Source organism: Prosthecobacter sp. GW821-HT29F12, from assembly GCF_058803405.1.
Genome location: NZ_CM179517.1, coordinates 2185579 through 2205378 on the forward strand (window position 1 = coordinate 2185579; position 19800 = coordinate 2205378).

At 60.2% G+C, this 19800-nt stretch carries 18 protein-coding genes; 11 read left to right on the forward strand and 7 right to left on the reverse strand.

Going from position 1 to position 19800, the window contains the following annotated elements; all coding sequences use genetic code 11:
• The first annotated feature begins 186 nt into the window (after nucleotides 1-186).
• Nucleotides 187-2223 carry a DNA gyrase/topoisomerase IV subunit A gene (locus tag AC3RLQ_RS08915; RefSeq protein ID WP_493036306.1) on the forward strand — a complete coding sequence of 679 codons (2037 nt, stop codon included), beginning with the start codon at nucleotides 187-189 and terminating at the stop codon, nucleotides 2221-2223.
• 47 nt (nucleotides 2224-2270) lie between these two features.
• Here the strand turns inward: AC3RLQ_RS08915 and AC3RLQ_RS08920 are convergent, their stop codons facing one another.
• From AC3RLQ_RS08920 to purB, 5 genes are all read right to left on the reverse strand, one after another.
• On the reverse strand, nucleotides 2271-2879 hold the full coding sequence (locus tag AC3RLQ_RS08920; RefSeq protein ID WP_493036308.1) for a hypothetical protein: 609 nt from the start codon (nucleotides 2877-2879) through the stop codon (nucleotides 2271-2273).
• 186 nt (nucleotides 2880-3065) lie between these two features.
• Nucleotides 3066-3572 carry a DMP19 family protein gene (locus AC3RLQ_RS08925; RefSeq protein WP_493036310.1) on the reverse strand — a complete coding sequence of 169 codons (507 nt, stop codon included), beginning with the start codon at nucleotides 3570-3572 and terminating at the stop codon, nucleotides 3066-3068.
• 294 nt (nucleotides 3573-3866) lie between these two features.
• Nucleotides 3867-4226, reverse strand: a complete 360-nt coding sequence (locus AC3RLQ_RS08930; RefSeq protein ID WP_493036312.1) for a hypothetical protein — start codon at nucleotides 4224-4226, stop codon at nucleotides 3867-3869.
• 471 nt (nucleotides 4227-4697) lie between these two features.
• On the reverse strand, nucleotides 4698-4949 hold the full coding sequence (locus AC3RLQ_RS08935; protein WP_493036314.1) for a VOC family protein: 252 nt from the start codon (nucleotides 4947-4949) through the stop codon (nucleotides 4698-4700).
• A gap of 518 nt (nucleotides 4950-5467) precedes the next feature.
• Nucleotides 5468-6895, reverse strand: a complete 1428-nt coding sequence (gene purB, locus AC3RLQ_RS08940) for an adenylosuccinate lyase (RefSeq protein WP_493036316.1) — start codon at nucleotides 6893-6895, stop codon at nucleotides 5468-5470.
• A gap of 439 nt (nucleotides 6896-7334) precedes the next feature.
• Here purB and AC3RLQ_RS08945 point away from each other — a divergent pair, with 439 nt between their 5' ends.
• On the forward strand, nucleotides 7335-7901 hold the full coding sequence (locus tag AC3RLQ_RS08945) for a response regulator (protein WP_422320481.1): 567 nt from the start codon (nucleotides 7335-7337) through the stop codon (nucleotides 7899-7901).
• A 703-nt stretch (nucleotides 7902-8604) separates the two neighbouring features.
• Here AC3RLQ_RS08945 and AC3RLQ_RS08950 read toward each other — a convergent pair.
• Nucleotides 8605-9537 carry an amidohydrolase family protein gene (locus AC3RLQ_RS08950; protein WP_493036318.1) on the reverse strand — a complete coding sequence of 311 codons (933 nt, stop codon included), beginning with the start codon at nucleotides 9535-9537 and terminating at the stop codon, nucleotides 8605-8607.
• Between the two features lie 77 nt (nucleotides 9538-9614).
• On the opposite strand from AC3RLQ_RS08950, the gene AC3RLQ_RS08955 reads away from it, so the two are divergent.
• Both AC3RLQ_RS08955 and AC3RLQ_RS08960 read left to right on the forward strand, forming a co-directional pair.
• Nucleotides 9615-10214 (forward strand): LOG family protein, encoded by a 600-nt coding sequence (locus AC3RLQ_RS08955; protein ID WP_493036320.1) that lies wholly within the window; start codon nucleotides 9615-9617, stop codon nucleotides 10212-10214.
• Between the two features lie 742 nt (nucleotides 10215-10956).
• Nucleotides 10957-11967 carry a zinc-dependent alcohol dehydrogenase family protein gene (locus tag AC3RLQ_RS08960; protein ID WP_493036322.1) on the forward strand — a complete coding sequence of 337 codons (1011 nt, stop codon included), beginning with the start codon at nucleotides 10957-10959 and terminating at the stop codon, nucleotides 11965-11967.
• A 222-nt stretch (nucleotides 11968-12189) separates the two neighbouring features.
• Here the strand turns inward: AC3RLQ_RS08960 and hrpB are convergent, their stop codons facing one another.
• Nucleotides 12190-14739 carry an ATP-dependent helicase HrpB gene (hrpB, locus tag AC3RLQ_RS08965; RefSeq protein ID WP_493036324.1) on the reverse strand — a complete coding sequence of 850 codons (2550 nt, stop codon included), beginning with the start codon at nucleotides 14737-14739 and terminating at the stop codon, nucleotides 12190-12192.
• Nucleotides 14740-14841: 102 nt separating this feature from the next.
• Between hrpB and AC3RLQ_RS08970 the strand changes: the two genes are divergently transcribed.
• The 7 genes from AC3RLQ_RS08970 to AC3RLQ_RS09000 all read left to right on the forward strand — a co-directional run bounded on the left by AC3RLQ_RS08970 (nucleotide 14842) and on the right by AC3RLQ_RS09000 (nucleotide 19794).
• Complete coding sequence (locus AC3RLQ_RS08970; protein WP_493036326.1) at nucleotides 14842-15468, forward strand: hypothetical protein; 627 nt, start codon at nucleotides 14842-14844, stop codon at nucleotides 15466-15468.
• A 120-nt stretch (nucleotides 15469-15588) separates the two neighbouring features.
• Nucleotides 15589-17304, forward strand: a complete 1716-nt coding sequence (locus tag AC3RLQ_RS08975) for an arylsulfatase (RefSeq protein WP_493036328.1) — start codon at nucleotides 15589-15591, stop codon at nucleotides 17302-17304.
• Nucleotides 17305-17336: 32 nt separating this feature from the next.
• Nucleotides 17337-17774, forward strand: coding sequence for a hypothetical protein (locus AC3RLQ_RS08980; protein WP_493036330.1), 438 nt, complete (start codon nucleotides 17337-17339; stop codon nucleotides 17772-17774).
• Between the two features lie 112 nt (nucleotides 17775-17886).
• Complete coding sequence (locus AC3RLQ_RS08985; RefSeq protein WP_493036332.1) at nucleotides 17887-18516, forward strand: hypothetical protein; 630 nt, start codon at nucleotides 17887-17889, stop codon at nucleotides 18514-18516.
• 113 nt (nucleotides 18517-18629) lie between these two features.
• Nucleotides 18630-18995: an ElaB/YgaM/YqjD family protein gene (locus AC3RLQ_RS08990; protein WP_493036334.1), complete on the forward strand. Its 366-nt coding sequence runs from the start codon at nucleotides 18630-18632 to the stop codon at nucleotides 18993-18995.
• A gap of 23 nt (nucleotides 18996-19018) precedes the next feature.
• On the forward strand, nucleotides 19019-19420 hold the full coding sequence (locus AC3RLQ_RS08995; RefSeq protein WP_493036336.1) for a phage holin family protein: 402 nt from the start codon (nucleotides 19019-19021) through the stop codon (nucleotides 19418-19420).
• Nucleotides 19393-19794 (forward strand): hypothetical protein, encoded by a 402-nt coding sequence (locus tag AC3RLQ_RS09000; protein WP_493036338.1) that lies wholly within the window; start codon nucleotides 19393-19395, stop codon nucleotides 19792-19794. Before AC3RLQ_RS08995 ends, AC3RLQ_RS09000 begins: the two co-directional genes overlap by 28 nt.
• The last annotated feature ends 6 nt before the right edge of the window (nucleotides 19795-19800 follow it).

Consider the following 19800-nt stretch of genomic DNA (forward strand, 5'->3'; position numbering starts at 1 on the left):
GAGCAAATTTTCAAAGCTGTGAAGAAGCGGTCTTATGAGCGCTGCTCAATTCAGTTGATTGTAAGAGAACCACCGTTCTCCTGACTGTTCGCAGACCTTGATAGTTCACCCATCCGCGCTGCCAGCCCTTGCACTCCCACCGCCACTGTCTATTCTCGCCGCCCCTGTTCTTTCCCCCTTTTCGCCGTGGCCAAAAAGTCCTCCAAAAAATCCGCTGAAGAAGCCTTCTCCCCCATCCTGCCATCCGCCGCCCCTGTGGAGCACAAGCCGGTGGACACGCTCTATGGCGACTGGTTTCTCGATTACGCCAGCTACGTCATCCTTGAGCGCGCCGTGCCGCACATCAATGACGGCCTGAAGCCCGTGCACCGCCGCATCCTGCACAGCATGGACGAGCTGGAGGACGGCCGGTACAACAAGGTGGCGAACGTGGTGGGAAACACGATGAAATACCACCCGCATGGCGATGCCTCCATCGGCGATGCCATGGTGCAGCTGGGCCAGAAGGACCTGCTCATCGACACCCAGGGGAACTGGGGCAACACCCTCACCGGCGACAACGCCGCTGCTCCCCGATACATCGAAGCACGCCTGTCCAAATTTGCGCTGGATGTCGTCTTCAGTCCGAAGGTCACCGAATGGGCCGCCTCCTATGACGGCCGCAACAAGGAGCCCGTGACGCTCCCCGTGAAGTTCCCGCTGCTGCTCGCGCAGGGCGTGGAAGGCATCGCCGTGGGTCTTTCCTGCCGCATCCTGCCGCACAATTTCATTGAGCTGTGCGATGCCAGCATCGCCGCGCTGCGCGGTGAGGAAGTGAACCTGCTGCCCGACTTCATCTCCGGCGGCATCATGGACGCCGCCGACTACAACGGCGGCATGCGCGGCGGACGCATCCGCATTCGCGCCAAGATCGACGAAGGCCCGAAGAAGAACATCCTCATCATCTCCGAGATCCCCTACGGCACCACCACCGGCGGCGTGATGGACAGCATCGTCGCTGCGAATGAGAAGGGCAAAATCAAGATCGCCCGCGTCGAGGACAACACCTCGGACAAGGTGGAGATCGTGGTGCACCTCCCTCCCGGCACCGACACCGACCAGACCATCCAGGCGCTCTACGCCTTCACCGACTGCGAAGTCTCACTCTCACCGAACGCCGTCGTCATTCAGGACGACAAGCCGCGCTTCATGAACGTGAACGACCTGCTGAAGGCCAGCGCGGAGAACACCAAGAGAATCCTCGGCGAAGAGCTGGGCATCCTGCTGGGCGAGCTCAACGAGAAGTGGCACTTCAGCTCGCTTGAGAAAATCTTCATCGAGAACCGCATCTACCGCCGCATCGAAGAAGCCGAAACCTGGGAGGCCGTGATGGAGGCCATCTGGAAGGGCCTCAAGCCCCACCTCCATGTGCTCAAGCGCGAAGTCACCAACGACGACGTGGCGCGCCTGACCGAGATCAAGATCAAGCGCATCTCCAAATTCAACAGCTTCGAGGCCGACGAGCACATCCGTGAGCTGGAGGAGGAAATCGATCAGGCCGAGAAGTTCCTCAAGGGCCTGACCAAGTACACCATCCGCCACTTTGAAGAGCTCAAAAAGACCTACGGCACCGGCCGCGAGCGCAAGACCGTGATCAGCGGCTTCGAGCGCGTGGCCGCCGCCGAAGTCATCGTGCAGGGCGAGACCCTGTACCTCAATGCCAAGGAAGGCTTTGCCGGCACCAGCCTCAAGCGCGAAGGCGACCCCATCTGCAAGTGCTCCCCGCTGGATGACGTGCTCTTCTTCACCCGCGAGGGCAACATGACCGTGACCAAGGCGGCTGCGAAGTTCTTCGTGGGCAAGAACCCGCTCTACGTGAATCTCTTCAAGAAGGACGAAAGCGCCGTTTATACCATGATCTACCGTGACGGCCGCCAGGGCAGCCTCATGGCCAAGCGCTTCCGCATCGGCGGCGTCACCCGCGACAAGGAATACGTCCTCACCAAAGGCACCCCCGGCAGCAACGTCCTCTACTTCATCCGCCACGAAACCGAGGAAGACTCCAACGCCCAAAACGTCGTCGTCCACCTCAAGCCCGCCCTCTACCTGCGCAACCTTTCCATCAAATTCCCCTTCAACTCCATCGCCATCAAAGGCCGCGAGTCCCAGGGGAACATCATCACCAAGCACGCCGTGGACCGCGTGGTGCGTGAGCCGAAGAGCGGAGAGAGCGCCGAGGGGTAAGCGCACCGCCGGGAGAGGTTACGCCAGCACCGGGCCAGTCTTCGCACTCATGGGTGTGGAGGCAGGGTGCCGGTCCAAATCTCCATGGAGATCAACCTGCCTTCGGCATCATTATCAACATCCAGCAAGACGACCTGAACCTGGCCGTCTTTCTCGAGCTGGAACCAGTTGAACCAGAAGCCTGAAGCAGCATCCTCCTCAGCCTCCTCCTCATCGAGGGAGTAATGGACGAGGCCTGGGACTTCGGTCTGCAAATCTTTGAGCGTCGTGCAGCGCGACAGTCGTTCAACTGCGGGCGCCGACTCCGAGAAGGCAAACACACCCGTGCCAAATCCGTGATCCTCAAGAGGTGTTGCCTCGAGGATGGCGGGCAGCTTGGGTTTGGGGCAATCCGTCTCTCCGTAGCGGGAACCATCTGGAGTGAAAGCCGTGAAATGCAGGTCCCGTTTCTTGGGAGCGTCCTTTTCGCGCGGGCCGCGGTGATAAACGAGGGAAACACTGCCCTGATAAGAGGGGGTTAAGATGAAAAGGGCATGCCGCTCAAGAAGGGAGCGCAGGTTGCCGCGCCCCGCTGCATACTCCTCCAGCGTGCCGGCCAGAACACCACCACCCAGAAGAAGAGTCAAAACGACCGGAAGAAGAACAATTCGGCGCATGAGGTTGCGAGGGTTGATTGAGAAACACTTCTACGAACATCACTAAAGCCAAACCCCTTCATTGTCCAGCACCAGCTGTTCCAAAGCACACACCGCCTCACTTGGTCGTCATTCGCGTCAGGCCTTTTTTCACATCCAAATCTCTGAACAAATCGGAACCTCTTTCACCAACGCTTTGACCCGGAATCAATCCTCAAGGTGCTCAAGAACGTAACTGTGCAGCTTATTTCGAAAGTAAGTCTTGTCCGCGAAATAGAGCGCAAAGAACTCCCGCTCGATGGCGTCATAAGCCGAGGCGTCGAAATCGTCTTCCAGTTGGGCATCCCGAATCTGCTCGACGGCCTCGCCCCACTCCTGAATGGTGGCAGGGTAAGGAGGTGGGAAATGGACCGCCAGCACCTTGTCCGCACAGGAGGCAAACTCTGGCAGCCCCACCGCACGCAGGGCGCCTGGCACCAGATGCGCCAAACGACCGTGATCCCAGTCAAACCAGGTGACCACTCCGCCATCGCACATGGCCCCGAAGCAAGTCTCGACGCAAAGCACATCGCGAATCCAACCCGTGATGTCGTCCGGATCCCCGAAGTAGAAAGCATCGTCTGTGGCATGATAGACCAGATGGCACGCGACTTCCGGGGATCGAGCCTGCCGAATGGCTTGTTTCTGGGCTTCAGTGAGAACAAGGCGAGGCATGGAAGTGGGGCGACTCCGCCAACTCAGCATCGGTGAAGCACGGTGCAAGGTGAACTTCGACGCAGCGTTCCGTGGACCTTAGGGTGCAATGCCCAGCCTCCCGGCGCAGGCAGGTAACGCCCATCCCAGCAAGCCGGAGGCTTGCGCTACATGCGGTGTCGCCACCGGTGGTGACTTCAACTATTTCAACGATTTCAACGGGGGGTGGTTTCCACACGCCATCCGTCAGGGGGAAACTTCCGCAAATTCCGCAAATTCTGCGGGGGGGTGTACGCGCAGGCGGCCTGCCGTAGCTCAGCAAGCCGTGGTTGTGACAGGTTGAAAAGGTTCTCCACTGGCGAGGCGACGAATGAGCAAGGTGGCGCAGTGGGCGTAGAGTGAGTAGCGCGGTGAGTCATCAGCCACATACCGGATGACAGCTGGAAAGAAGGCCGTGCCCAGCTCGGCATTCGTTGCGGTGGCGGCGTTGAGCACGGCGCCAAGGATCTGCTGCGGATCAAGGGACGCATGTGGCAGGGCGCTGACGGCGGGCAGCGCCACAAGCGAAGGTTCCGAAACCGGAACCGATGTGAATGAGACCTGAAGCAGGACATGCGCAGGGCCAGTCACGTAACTGACACTACAATACTCACCGGACTGGGTATAACTCGGCATGATTGTGAATGAAACTGCGTGTTGTCCAACGTGCAGGACAGACCCTTACCAGATGCTTAAGCTGACCAACAAGCGTTGATCCCACAGGTTCGCAAGTTCACCTGACAAACCTTGTGCCCTTGAGGGCCGAAGTCATGACAGTTTGCCAAGGTAGAATCCCGTGAGTGAGCGGTGTGTTAACCCCCCCCGTTGAAATGGTTGAAATAGTTGAAGTCGCCTCCGGTGGCGACTCCGGATGTAGCGCAAGTCTCTGGCTTGCCGGGCAGTGCGTCGCGTGTACACCCCCCCGCAGAAGATGTGGAAGTTGCGGAAGTTTCCTCGGTGGCGGCTCAGGGTCAGGCGGCTGCGCGCTGGTAAAACTGGAAGCAGACGCCCGAGGGCGCGATGAGATGAAACTCCCGCCTGCCCCAGGGCTTGAGTTCCAGCGGGCCGACCCGGGCCGGGATCGCCCGATACTCCTCGTAGAGGGACTCAAGGTCGGAGACGCCGAATGCTGAAGCTCGCGTTGTCCGCCCAGTTCTGGTTGTCGTTCTCGACGAGGTTGAGGGACACGCCGTCGCGCTCGATGCCGGCCATGCCATCGCCCTGCCAGAGAATGGCGAAACCCATGTGATCCGCGTAAAAGCTCAGCGCCTCCGCCAGGCTGCCGCCGGTGGGGATCATGGGAGTGATGGAACTGAAGGAGGCTTTCATGAGCGTGGTAGAAAGGATGTCTTCTGACATAATCCTGTGAATCATGCCATCCTGTGAATCCTGTCCAAACAGGCACCGCGTTACCTGCCACTTCCAGCTTCATCTTTCCTCCACGCTGATTTAGACAGGATTCACAAGATTCCAGAATTGCAGGATTTTGAAGCAAGCGAGCAGGCCCGGTCTGAGAAAATTCTGTGAATCATGCGATCCTGTTAATCCTGTCAAAACAGGCACCGCGACACCCACCACTTCCAGCTTCATCTTTCCTCCACGCTGGTTTGGACAGAATTTACAGGATTCCAGAATTGCAGGATTATGATGCAGGCGCACAGATCTCGTCTGAGAAAATTCTGTGAATCATGCAATTCTGTTAATCCTGTCAAAACAGGCACCGCAATACCCACCACTTCCAGCTGCATCTTTGCTCGAAGCTGATTTGGACAGGATTCACAAGATTCCAGAATTTCAGGATTCGGATGCAGGCATGGGGCACAAAAAAAACGGCGGCTTGAGACAAGCCGCCGCTGGGAGGGTGATCGAATGAAAGCCTACAGAATCACGCCCGGCTCATACTTCGCGGCGTGCGGATACTCTTTCTTGATGGCGGCCACGTGTTCGCAGAAGGCGTCCACCTGCTGGGGGGCGTCGCCGGCGTTGGCTTTGCCGGCTTCGACGAGGCGCTGCATGTCTTCGGCGGTGAGGGTGAGGCGCACGTCTTCCACGAGGCGGGCGAGGAGGTCGTTCTCGCGCACCTTGCCGGTGCGCAGGTCCTTGGCCACCTGCACGGCGTGTTCTTTGATCACTTCATGGGCGGTCTCGCGACCGGCCCCTGCTTTGACGGCTTCCATCATGACGGTGGTGGTCAGGAGGAAAGGCAGGTAGCGCATGAGTTCCTGCTCCACCACGGCTTCGAAGATTTCCATCTGATTGAGCACGGTGAGCAGCGTCTCCAGCAGGCCGTCCATGGCGAGGAAGGCGTCCGGCAGCATGACGCGGCGGACGACGGAGCAGGAGACGTCCCCTTCATTCCACTGATCCCCGGCCAGACCGGAGGCCATGGTGAGGTAGCCTTTGAGGATGACGTGCAGGCCGTTGATGCGCTCGCAGGAGCGGCTGTTCATCTTGTGCGGCATGGCGGAGGAGCCCACCTGCCCTTTCGCGAAGCCTTCGCTGGCGAGTTCCTGCCCGGCCATGAGGCGCAGCGTGCGCGCAAAGCTGGACGGTCCGCTGGCGAGCTGGCAGAGCGAGGCGACCACCTGCAGATCCAAGCTGCGCGGATACACCTGCCCCACGGCATTGAAGGCCGCCGGCATGCCGAGGTGCTTCAAGATGCTGCTTTCCAGCTCGGCCGCTTTTTTCGCGTCTCCATTAAAGAGAGTGATCTGATCCAGCCGGGTGCCCACGGCACCCTTCAGCCCACGGGCCGGGTAGCTGGAGATGAGATGCTGCAGATCGCCAAAGGCCACGAGCAGTTCCTCGCCAAACATCGCCAGGCGCTTGCCCAGGGTGGTCACCTGCGCGGCCACGTTGTGCGTGCGTGCCGTGAGAGGAATGTCACGCGTCTCCTTGGCGCGACGTGCGAGGCCCGCGAGGGCGGCCACGCATTTGTTGCGTACCTCTAATAGAGAGCGGAAAACCTGAAGCTGCTCCACGTTCTCAGTCAGGTCGCGGCTGGTCATGCCTTTATGAAGGTGCTCGTGGCCCGCGAGGTCGCAGAATTCCTCGATGCGTGCCTTCACGTCATGCCGCGTCACGCGCTCGCGCTCCATGATGGAGGCCACGTTCACCTGATCCTTCACCTTTTCATAGGCTTCGATCACGCCATCGGGCACGCCGATGCCGAGATCGCGCTGGCCTTTCAAAACTGCGATCCAATAATCGCGCTCCAGTCTGACTTTCCCTTCAGGCGACCAGAGGGCGCGCATGGAGGCGGTGGCGTAACGTTCAGCGAGGACATTGGGGATGGAATCAGACATGGGAGGATTGATCTAGGCCAAGCCTGGCGACTTGGCAAATGGGTAGCCTCAGGTACACCCACTGCAAAAAAGCCATCTCCCCATGGGCACGCGTAACGTATTGGAATACAAACACTCATCGTAGCCACCATCTAAATAAAATTTAGACCATTGGACTGGCTCTATTCCGCACGTTCGATGCTCCCCATTCTGGATTGATAGCAATTGTATGATATTCTTCAGGATTTCCGAAGTTTTTTAGCTAGCACACACTTTTGGTTTGCAATTGTGGCAATAATTCGCAAATCTACCAATTATCTGGAACCACACATTTAGCCACACCCCGATATTTACCCCGTAATGATAGAAATTATCGGTTAACGTTGTTAACAACTTCTCAACGAGACTCAGTTTCGATTTTTACAGTTAATCGCAGGCAACAAGACACACTCCCAATTTTATGGCCGATCTAGCAGCACCCGAACTCATGACCGTGAAAGAGACCGCGGAATACCTCCGCATCCCTCTTCCAACGGTTTATTATCTCGTCCAGCGTGGTCAGTTGCCCGCTGTGCAAATCGGCGGTCGCTGGCGCATCAAGCGCAGCCTGCTTGACCGCGATGTGCTGCGCAAAGAAGACGAAGCCGGGCAGCCCACGGTCATGGTGGTGGATGACGACCCCGCCCTGCAGGCCCTCTTCAAGCAGTTCCTCAAGAAGGCTGGTTTCGGACGCCTCGTCGTCGGCACCGGCGCTGAAGCCATCACCATGGCGAAGAAGCAGAAGTTTGACTTCGTCTTCCTCGACCTCAAGCTTCCGGACGTTCCCGGAGATGAAGTGTATTCCCAGCTCAAGGCGCTGTATCCGGATCTCCCCATCGTGGTGATCACCGGCTACCCTGACAGCGAAATCCTCAGCCGTATACTCTCCCACGGACCGGTGACGGTGATCAAGAAGCCGATCGAATACGATCAGCTCAATCTCGCCGTGAAGCAGCTCGGCCACAAAGGCGCCGAAGCCGCCGCCTGAGTTTAGGACTGCCAAGTCACTCTCCCCACTTCATTCAGCCCCGTCAGCATCCCTGGCGGGGCTTTTTCATGCGGTGCGCGGACTTCAGTCCGCAGCACACCGCAAGCGCACAGCGACCCGAGCTTCTAATACGTCCGCTTTAAGCCATGAATGATCGTCATTACGAATTCGTCGCAGACGAGCACCCCATCGGTGTGATGAGAGCGATTCGCGAATAAGAATCCAGCGCTTCGGCGCAGTGCTGCGGACTGGAAGTCCGCGCTCCTGGGCCGCCTGGTTTCCTCGACCCGCAGGGGATGAAGGGCTGTCTTTTAGACTCTCAGCAAATCTCTCGGCAACATCCCACGCCTGCTGCCTTTCCGCATTCCAAGGACGGCGCACCTTTTTGAAGGCCCGCGACGCCACAGACCCGAAGCTTCGGACCCGCAGCAGCGGTTCCCTACCCGCCCTGCGGCACGCGCTGCTCAGGATGGTAGGGATGCGCTGTGCGCGTCCGTGGAATTCTTCGTCCCAGCGTGGGCTGCTGACGCTTCGCATTCCCCCTTTTCAAAAGCCCCCTCCCTCGGACATCCCACGGCGCACGTAAGCCGACCCGCCCGTCGAAAGCGGTAGCTGCGTTTCCCCCTTCGCTAAAGCTCCGGAGGACAAGCTGTTCCTCACTTCGCAACCGCACTCCAAATGACCGGCATGTCCGCCCAGCGCCTCACACCGCCGCCGCCGAGAAAAACACCTTCTCCGCCGTGCCGCGCAGCATCCACGCTTTGTCTTGGTCGGTGAGGAAATCGAGGCGGTCACGGATGATCGCGATGGCGTTGTGGTAGTTGTGGCCGTGCTCCACCTGGAAGGGGCAGTCGCTGGCCCACATCACACGCTGGGGACCGAAGGCATCCCGCACCTGACGGACCAGCGGACCCATGTCGGTATAAGGAGCCTTCTTTGCGCCCAAGGCATAGAAGGCGGAGGCCTTCACGTGCGTTTTGGCATGGCGTGCCAGACGCAGCAGGTTCTGCACCTCCTCAGGCTTGGCCGGCCCTGCCATGCCCAGACGGGCGAAGTGATCCACCACCACGCCCGTGTCCGGGTACCACTCGCACATCTTGTCCAGCAGCGGCAGCGTGTCCGGATTGATCAGCGGGCAGACGTTCACCTTCAGCTCCGCCGCCGTCTTCCACAGCGTGGCCATGCCCGGGGAGCCCAGCCAGTCGGAGAGATTTTTCACCTTGCCGGGAGTGATGCGGAAGCCACGCACGCCCTGCTTCACCAGGCTGCGCATGGTTTCAGCCAGCCCTGCTGCGTGCTCGTCCACGATGGCCACGCCGCTGAAGACACCGGGATGCGCGCGCATCATGTCCAGCATGTAGCTGTTGTCCGTCTGGTAGTAGCTCATCTGGATGAGCACGATGCGGTTCACCCCTTCCGGCTTGCAGTGGGCAAACAACTGCTCCGGCGTGAAGCTCGGCGGCTGCATGTCGCTCACGGCAAAACCACGGGCCAGCGGATACTTCTGCACGTCGGGCGTCCACACATGCACATGCGCGTCGATCCAGTTTCCTTTTCCTGAAGGTGAGAAAAGATTGCAGCCGGTGAGAGCGGCAGCAGCAGAGGAGGCAAGGAAGGAGCGGCGTGTCGGGTTCATCTTCACTAATCGTAGCGAAGAACTTCCCTTTTGCGCAAGCCTTTGCACCCGCAGCAGAAATCATTCATCATGCCGCCATGTCCCGACTGCGCCGAATCTGTGTTTACTGTGGCTCCTCCTCTGGCAGCGATCCCCTGCATCGCGCCGCCGCGCATGATCTGGGCGCATTTCTCGCGCAGAGCGGCATCGGGCTCGTCTATGGCGGCGGCAATGTGGGCCTGATGGGAGCCATTGCGGACGGGGCTCTTTCGCAAAAGGGAGAGGTCATCGGCGTGATCCCGCGCTCCCTCATGGAAAAAGAGCTCGGCCACGGTGGCGTGACGCAGCTTCATGTGGTCGGCAGCATGCACGAGCGCAAGCAACTCATGGTGGACCTCAGCGACGGCTTCATCGCCCTGCCCGGCGGTTTTGGCACGCTGGATGAGCTGTTCGAGACCCTCACCTGGCTGCAGCTCTCCTTTCACGACAAGCCCGTGGGCCTGCTGAATGTGGGCGGCTTTTTCGACGGCCTCATTGAATTCATCTCCCACATGAGCCGGAGCGGCTTCCTCAAGCCCGAGCACGCCGCCTGTGTCTTGGTTGAGACTCAACCCACCGCCCTGCTGGCCCGCATGGAGGCCTTCCAGCCACCGGATCTGGGCAAATGGATCGAGAAACTGGCCGCCGAGGCGCGCTAGTCTGGGGCACTCTGGGTGCGCTCCCTTTCCTCAGATCGCATTTGCCCCGGAGGGCACCCGTTTGTTCGCAGTTTCTCCCTACGCAAAGTGGAGTTCTTGACAGGTTATTCACAAACAATTGAGAGCTCTCATTTCTGTGTCTTGAGGAATCAAAAGCTAGAAATTTTCCCCAAGAGTTTGTCACAGATCAGGAACAAAACCTTGAGCGTGGAACCCTTGTGTTTGAATCGTGGAACGTGCAGGGAAGGTTCGTCGTGCAACGATTTCGACACACACTAGGCCAGCCACCTAACTAGGCAGCTGACTGTAGGAACCCCGCCTCAATAGAGCTAATAACATTTTTAATTCATTGTTGTTCAGGTATTTACACACCATTAACACAGGAAAGAAGCGCTCAATACTGCCCCCATTTGCAGGTACAGCACCTTCTACAGGCAGCCAGAGAAGGCAGCGAGGCCAAGCTGCGAGCAAACCGCCATTTGCCACCTATGGATTTCATGGCGTCATTATTTCGTTTGCAACATAAATACTTTCATTTTTGACAATCTCGCCTTTCTAGCTCTGCCCCGGCATTCCCTTTGGGTGAATCGCAAGCAATTTGTTCACACCCCCTGTGGAGAATCTTTTTCTGCCCGGGGAAAACCTCAGAAATCTTTGCCTCCGAGAAGCTTCGAAGCCTCACTTCCACCTTGTTGCCGCAGTGGGTTCCGGTAGCCTCGCCACTAAGTACTCCCCTCCCCCTATGCACGCCTACCAAATCACCGGAACCACCGGCCTCGACTCTCTGCGGGCCGTGACCCTGCCAGATCCCACACCCGGCCCCGGGGAGGTTTTGGTCCGCATCCGGGCCACCTGCCTCAACTACCGCGACTACATGAACGTCATGGGCATCCGCGGTGTGACCGGCCCCGTGCCCCGCATTCCCTGCTCCGATGGCGCGGGCGAGGTGGCGGCTGTGGGCGCAGGCGTGACCCAGTTCAAGCCCGGCGACCGCGTTGTCTGCCCCTTCATGCCCACCTGGCTGGAGGGGCAGTTTACACAGTATCACTCGTCCCAGGCCCTCGGCGGCGCCGTGGACGGCCTTCTGCGCGAGCTGGCGGTCATCCGCGCCGAAAGCCTGCTGCCCATCCCCGACTACCTTTCCACCGAAGCCGCCGCCACCCTGCCCTGCGCCGCCGTCACCGCCTGGGATGCCCTGCACTGCCGTGGCGGCTTGAAGGCCGGGGAAACCGTTCTCATCCTCGGCACCGGCGGCGTCTCGGTCTTCGCCCTGCAGTTTGCCAAGCTGGCCGGCGCCCGCGTTCTGGCCACCACGAGCTGTGACATCAAAGCCCAGCACCTCCTCAAACTGGGAGCCGATGCCGTGCACAACTACAAGACCGATCCCGACTGGGACACGTGGGCCGTGATGCAAACCGGTGGCTTGGGCGTGGACAAAGTCATCGAGATCGGCGGCCCTGAGACGCTCAATCGTTCGGTCAAAGCCACGCGCTTCGGCGGTCACATCGCCCTCATCGGCGTGCTCACGGGCACCAGCGGCGAAGTGCAGACCGTGCAGATCCTGCGCAAAGGCATCCGCCTGGACGGCATCTACGTCGGCTCACGCGAGATGTTTGCCCAGATGCTCGCGGAAATGGAGCGGGTGAAACTGCAGCCTGTGATCGACTCCACTTTTGAGTTTAAAGACGCCCCGGCAGCCTTCCAGCGCATCGCGAGTGGGAAGCACTTTGGGAAGATTGTGATCCGGGTGTGAGGGATCGAATGAGGAAGGGCTGATCAAGCTCGTCGCGACAGCCTTTTGGAGTGCGGTCGCGCAGATGCACGGCGCAAGCCTGCATCGACGACACCGCTTTCGCGGGGTCTTGAACATTCTTCGAAATCAGCACCCCGTCCGGCCAGCGAAAGCGGTGCCGCGCCCAGGCTTGTCACCGCAGTCCAAGACGCTGTCGCGCACGCGTTAGCACTTGCCCGAACGCTACCGCCACAACAGCCCCGAAAACTTCTTCGCCACGGCCTGCCGGTGCTTGGGCCATTCACGCGTCTGGAAAGCAGACCAGTCCTTCGTGGTCGCCAGCTTCTTCCCATCTGGTGTGCAGAGGATGAGCGTCACCGGCAGCCGCCCTTCGCACAGCGTCGGGTGCTCCGTGAGCGCAAAGCACTCGTGCAGCTTCACCTGCACTTCCGGTGACTCATTCGCATAGGAGACCTTCAGGCTTCCACCCGCAGGCCATGAGATGGAAAGCGGCACCAGTTCATCCAGCCAGCTCACCTGCCCCTGGGCCAGATGCTGGTGGAAGGCGGCGATCAGCGGCGCAGCTTGGGCTTCCTTCACCAAGGAAAGGCCTTTGAACGCACGGGCGAGACACGCGGTGACGGCCTCCGCATCGAAGCGCGGAAACTCCAGCTCCGGCAAGGTGGAGTGGACGAGATCCACCCGGGCGATAAACTGCTTTAGCCGATGATCCATCAGCGGCAGATCAAAGGCCCCGGCACGCTGCGCTTCGGCGAGGCAGCGTCCGCTGGCGATGGGATCAAGATCACGCTGCTGCGCCTTCTGCTCGATGACGAGGTCGCGATAGCGCACCACTTTCATCGCGGCCACACGCTTGTTTTGCGCATCAAAGAGATGCTCCACCGTGGTGGTCAGGTGCTGCGGAAACATCTCCGCGATCCACGCCGGCTGCACAGCGGTGGCAAGGCTGAGCAGCGTCAACGGCACCGGGCCACGCGAGGGCGCCTCACGCAGATTCGCAGCCACGAAAAACGCCGCCTCCTGCACCACGCTCTCGCGCACGAGCTGGCCTTGGCGCTGCTCGGTGAGATCGCACTCCGGCTTGCCGGGCAGGCGGCGTTTGGCCAGTTGATCCACGAATCCGGCCATGAGGCAGCGGAGAAGGGCTTCGTCACCTTTGGCAGTAGTTCCGCCGTCACGATCAAACAGCCGCTGCTGCTGCGCGGCATTCAGGATCTGCTGGCAGGTCTGCTCCACCTGCCGGGCCACCTGCGCATTGATGCCGTGGCTGCGGCAGCGCTCAAAGCTGAAGCCGTTCTCTTTCGCAAACTCATAGGCCCGCATCAGCGTGATGAAGTCGGAGTCCCCGCTGTCCTCAAACATCTCGCGCAAGCCTTTCATTTGCGCATCATCGCGATCCAGCCGCGCCAGCAAATCACGGCCACTGACGAGAGCGGCGCACAGGGCTGCATCCGGCACGCAGCCGCGCTGGCTGGCCTCGATCAGCATGCGCGAGTAGCGCGGGTGCATCGGCAGTCTTAGCATCTGCCGGCCCACCGGGGTGAGCTCCGCCCTGCCCTCGTGCAAGGCTCCCAGCATGGTCAGCAGCTTCTCGGCGCGCACCACGGCCTGCGGGTCCGGTTTGTCCAGCCAGTCAAACGTGGCCGCTTCCTGAATGCCGAGCGAGTGCAGCAGCAGAACCACCTCCGCCAAATCGCTGCGCTGAATCTCAGGCGTGTTGCGCTCCTCGCGGGTCTGGTGGCCGATGGAGGTCCACAAACGATGACAAGTCCCGGGTGCCGTACGCCCCGCACGCCCTTTGCGCTGGTCTGCACTGGCACGGCTGATCGGCTCCAGCAGCAGCGTGCCGATGCCGCGCTCTGCATCATAACGCGCCACGCGCGCCACGCCGCTGTCCACCACGTGGCGGATGCCGTCGATGGTGATGCTGGTCTCGGCCACGTTCGTCGCCACGATGACTTTGCGCAGCGCGTTCGGCGCAAAAGCGCGGTCCTGCTCCTGCGGCTCCAGTTCGCCGTGCAAAGGAATGCAGGCCACCCGCTCCTGCGTTCGCAGACCTCTCAGCGCGTCCAGCGTGCCATTGATCTCGCCACGCCCCGGCATGAATACGAGGATGTCGCCGGGCTCGCCTTCATACAGGATTCGCTCCACCGCCTCCGCCGCCTGCACCGTAAACGGGCGCTGATCAGGCACCGGCAGATAGCCCACCTCCACCGGAAAGCTCTGCCCTTCGGAGACAAGGATCGGGCACTGGTTTAAATACGCCGCCACCGGCTCCGCATCCAGCGTGGCGGACATCACCAGCATCACCAGATCGGGCCGCTGGCTCTGCTGCAAATGCTTCACCAATGCCAGCGCCACATCGCTGAGCAGGTTGCGCTCATGGAATTCATCAAACACCACCGCGCCGATCTTCGACAGCGCGCGGTCATCCTGCAGCCAGCGCAGCAGAATCCCTTCCGTGACAAAGCAGATGCGCGTGCCCACGCTGGTGTGGTCATCAAAGCGGATCTGATAACCCACCTCCGCGCCCAGCTTCCCTCCGCGCTCAGAGGCCACACGTGCCGCCACGGTGCGTGCGGCCACGCGACGCGGCTGCAGCACCACGATCATCTTGTCTCCCGCCACGCCCGCATCCAGCAGCATCTGCGGCACCTGCGTCGTCTTGCCCGAACCCGTCGGCGCCACCAGCACCAAGCGATTGCCGCCTTGCAACGTGCGCAGGATGTCGGCGTGAATTTTCCAGATGGGGAGCGCGGAGGGGGCAGGCATGAAGTGGGGCGCTCGCTATAAACCAGAACTTCATCTTTTTCGACGAACGATGGTGGATTCCATGCATTGGCTGCGTTTCGTCGGTTCACCCAACCACCACCCATGCACCGCCTTTCCACCCTCCTCCTTGCCCTCACTCTCTGCGTCGCACCCGTTTCTCAAGCGGAGGATTTGAAAGCCGTCGCCGCCAGTCTGGATGGCTACCGTTTCGAATTCGCCTGCCGGGACCCCATGCCGGAAAACCCCAAGCCCGGTGCCGACGGCATCTCCGCCCGTGCCACGGATGATCCCGCCACCAACGACAAGTTCACCGACGTGCGCAAGTTTGGCGGCGAGCTCGGCAAGCGCTACAAGGTCACCCTCCGCGTGCGTGGCGTGGTGGAGCCCATGATGTACAAGGACGGCCAGCAGGTGGGCGAATACTTCTACATCGGCGGCGCGCCCAACAACGCCACCTACAACATCTACCAGCTCACCGTCTCCGCCCCGGCGCAGCATTTCTTCTTCAACCGCCAGGACAAGGTGGGCCACAAGATCTTCACCATCGACTACACCGCCACGATCGAAGTCGAAGGCGGCGCCACGCTCACCCTTCACGGCAACGGCCAGAACGGCCACATGATCACCAACTTCGCCAAACTCGTCGTCCCCGAAGTCGCACCTGCCCCGCAGCCCTTCAACGGCCAGTTCATCCAGCTCAATGTGGTGGACGTGGTCGAGGTGAAGTGAGGGGCGCCGCTTTTTTAAATCAGAGCCCCCTTGCTCCATGGCACGGGTGAGAAACGGGAATGTCCCATGCGAGAACCTCATCGATGGTTCGTTTGCACCCATTCCTTTTTCCTCCCAGCCATGCTCAACCGTCTTTTGTTCCCCCTTGCGTCCCTCCTGCTGGCGACGCTGGCCTCAGTGCTGCACGCCGCACAGCCCAACATCATCCTCATCATGTCGGATGACATGGGTTTCTCGGACCTCGGCTGCTACGGTGGAGAAATCCAAACGCCGAATCTGGACCGCCTCGCGAAGGGCGGAGTGCGGCTCAGCCAGTTCTACAACGCCGGGCGCTGCTGCCCCACACGCGCCTCGTTGCTGACCGGGCTGTATCCGCATCAGGCGGGCATCGGGCACATGATGGAAGATCGCGGGCACGACGGTTATCGCGGCGATTTGAACAACCGCTGCGTCACCATCGCCGAAGTGCTCAAACCGGCAGGCTATCGGACGTATGCCGTGGGCAAATGGCACGTCACCAAGCACGCGGTGCCAGAAGGCCCCAAGCACAACTGGCCGCTGCATCGTGGCTTCGACCGCTTCTACGGTACGATCACGGGAGCGGGCAGCTTTTACGATCCCGGCACGCTGGCCCGCGATGACACGATGATCTCGCCCTTCGCCGATGCGGAATACCAGCCGAAGCAGTACTACTACACCGACGCCATCAGCGACCACGCCGTGCGTTACATCAACGAGCATGCCACCGCGCAGAAGGACAAACCTTTCTTCATGTACATGGCCTACACCGCCGCGCACTGGCCCATGCACGCGCTGCCGGAAGACGTGGCCAAATACAAGGGCAAGTATGACGCAGGCTACGAATCCATGCGGCAGGCACGCCTGCTGCGCATGCAGCAGATGGGACTCATTGCCAAGAACGCGGAGCTCTCCCCCACCTTCGGCGATTGGACACAGGTCAAAGACAAGGAGTGGGAAACGCGCTGCATGGAAACCTATGCCGCGATGATCGACCGCATGGACCAGGGCATCGGCCGCGTGGTGGGCACGCTGGAAAAGAAGGGCCTGCTGCAAAACACACTCATTCTTTTTCTCCAAGACAACGGCGGCTGCCAGGAACCCATCGGCCGTCAGGCCAAGCCGCCTGCATTCAATGACAAGACTTTCCCAGTGATCGCTCAGGATACGATTCGCCTCGATGTCATCCCCAAGCAAACCCGCGACGGCCAACCCGTGAAGCAGGGCCAGGGCATCATGCCGGGCGGGCCGAACGACTACATCGCCTATGGCGAAGCCTGGGCCAACGTCTCCAACACACCGCACCGCGAGTACAAGCATTTCGTGCATGAAGGCGGCATCTCCACCCCGCTCATCGCCCACTGGCCCGCCGGGATTCCAGACGCACAGCATGGCAAGATCGAAGCCCAGCCCGGGCATCTCATCGATCTCATGGCCACCTGCGCCGACGTGGCCGGAGCAACCTATCCCGCCGAATTCAACGGCCAGGCCATCCGCCCCAAAGAAGGCATCAGTTTGATTCCCGTCTTCAAGGGCCAGAGTCCGGCAACGCGTTCCATCTTCTGGGAGCATGAAGGCAACCGCGCTCATCGCGCCGGTCCATGGAAGCTCGTGGCCAAGGAAAACAAGCCATGGGAACTCTACAACATCGACCAGGACCGTGCTGAGATGCATGACCTCGCCACCGCAGAACCCGAGCGCGTAGAAGCCATGTCCGCAGCTTGGGAAACTTGGGCGGCACACGCGCAAGTGCTGCCCGTCGGCGCTTGGAAAAAGCCGGACATTGTCAAAAATGCGAAGAGCAAACGGTCTAAATAAATGAGCAGGCCTCATTGATTTTGGAATGAAACATGCTCACGTCCTTCCCTATGGACCTTTCCCAAATTGCACTCGATGTTCCCACGTTGAAACTGAGTCTGGCAATCGTTGGAGGCCTGCTTCTTATCTCGATGGTGAGGATTGTGTTTCTGCTGCGCACCAACTCCCGTCTGCGCGAAAGCACCGCCAAAATGGAGCAGCAGGTGCTCAACCAGCATCAGGCGCTCCTCTCGGTTCGTTCAGATTCCAATGCCTGGCGCGGAGAACTGCAGCGCATGTTTGATTCTTTCCGTGCGGAGTTCTCCAAACGTCTCGAAGAATCCGAACAACGTTACAAGGAGGTCCAGCAGCGCTGTGAAACCGCCGTCAAGCCGACTGAAGTCTTTGCACCGCCACCCGCCGTGCTGGCCAAGATTGTAGCACCGGAAGAGAAACCCGTGCTGCCCGTTCCGGCGCTGAACATCTCCTGAACCAAGCCATCTCAGAAAGCCACGCGGAATTGAAATTCAGCGCAGGGCCAAGGACCTCCCACAAGACTGATTTAGAACAACATTTGCCGCACACACAGGAATGAATAGTGAAATGCCTCAGGACCTCCAGGCTTTGATCATCGGACTCAGCATCGTAAGTGGTTTGTTTCTGCTTTCCTTGGTTCGCACGTTTCGGCTCCTTCGCGCCAACCACCGCATGGAGGTTGAAATCGCCAGGATGGAAAAGCAGGCCGTGCTGCAGCAGCTGGAGGTCACCTCCGTCCACCATGACGCCATGTCCTGGAGAGCCAAAACCCAGCGGCAGTTTGATGCCCTGCGCAGTGAACTTTCACACCGGCTGCAGCAGGTGGATCAGGGGGGTGCCAATGCCCTGAAGGAAATGGATGCCGTGCATCAGCAGACGCTGGCGGTCGCACTTGCCAAGATCTCCGAGCTTGAGGCCGCGCTGGCCGCCCAGCCAAAGCCGGCAGCCGCAGCACTTCCGCCACCCTTCACCGCCGCTCTTCCCAAGCCACCCCCGGCTGCTCTGCCTCCGCTGCCTGCCATGGACACGCTGCGCATCCAGTCGCTTGAGTCTGAACTCGCTGCCGCCAAGGCGGAAATCGCCAGCGCCAGGCAGCAGAACTCCGCGCTGCAGCGTGCCTTGCTGCTCGCACGACGCAGAATGCCAGCCCCGGCCATGCGGAAAAGCCCCCCTCGGGGCACGGTTCGCAGCGCCTGATCGAAGAAATCGACCAAATGTTTTTTCCTCTCGCCAAGCGTGAGAGACCGTCTTTATTCAGAAACGTAATGCAGGCCCTTAGCCCTGCACGCCACCCCCACACTTTTCGCATCATGACTGACAACCCCACCGCAGATTCCGTCTTTGGAAGCAGTCCTTCGCACGACCCTTTTCAAGCCGCGAAAGCCAGCGCCTTGAAAGCCGCCGAGGAGCTGCGTGCCGCAGCTGCGCAAAAGGCTTCCGAATTCCGCGCTGCCGCGGAAACAAAGGCACAGCAGTTCCGCGACACCGCCGAGCAGAAAGCGACCAACATCAAGGAGAAGGCCGGCGAATTCGCCGATCACACCCTCAGCGAAGCGCGTGTGCGCTATGACGACCTGCGCGCCGAGGCGGAAAAATTCGCTCGTGAAAAGCCGCTGCAGGCTCTGCTCACCGCCTTTGGCATTGGATTCGTCGTCGGGGCCATTCTGCGTCGCTGATTCTTACATCGCGCCCCCTTTTCATGAACCCCGGCACGCCGCCCGCCCCCGAGGAACGCGCCAGCGCAACAGGACTGTTGCGCGCCGTCGCCTTGTACATTGAGTCACGCGGACGCCTGCTGCACATTGAAGGCCAGGAGGCGGGCAGCCGCCTCACCAATCTCTCCGGCATGTTCATGCTGGCCTTTGCCGCCTTTGTCATCGGCTGGATGCTGGCCGCCCCCGCACTTGTCTGGATCATCGCAGACGCCAATGGCTGGCACTGGACGCGGGTGGCTCTTGCCGGTGCCGGCATTCATCTCTTCCTCGGCGTGCTGCTGCTCGCCGGACTGAAGTCCAGGCTGCGCGGCATGCAGCTCTTTGAGGAAACTTTCAATCAATTCCGCCGGGATCGCGAATGGCTCGCCAGCAACAAGAACAACTAACCCCGAAGCAGCAGGCTTTGCGTGATCTGGAAGACGCCCGTGCGTCTCTGGCGCATCATGCTGCCCATGCGGTGGAGGAATGGAGTCCGCGGGCCCTGATCACCCGCAGCGTGGAAAAGCACCGTGCGCTGTGGATTGGAGCCGCCGCCGTCGCAGGTCTGGCGGTGCTGAAGGCCGTCTGGCCCTCGAGGGGCACATCCCGCCATCATGAAGGTTCCCTTAGTGGCGCTCAGAGAAGCGGTTTGTTTGCTCTGCTTCTCAGTCCGCTGCTCGGTCTCGCTCGTAAATCCTTGATGAATTACGGCACTCAGTTGTTTGAAACTTACCTGCGCCAGAAAATATCTCCGAACGTCCCGGATTCAGAAGCAGTCTAGCGTCAT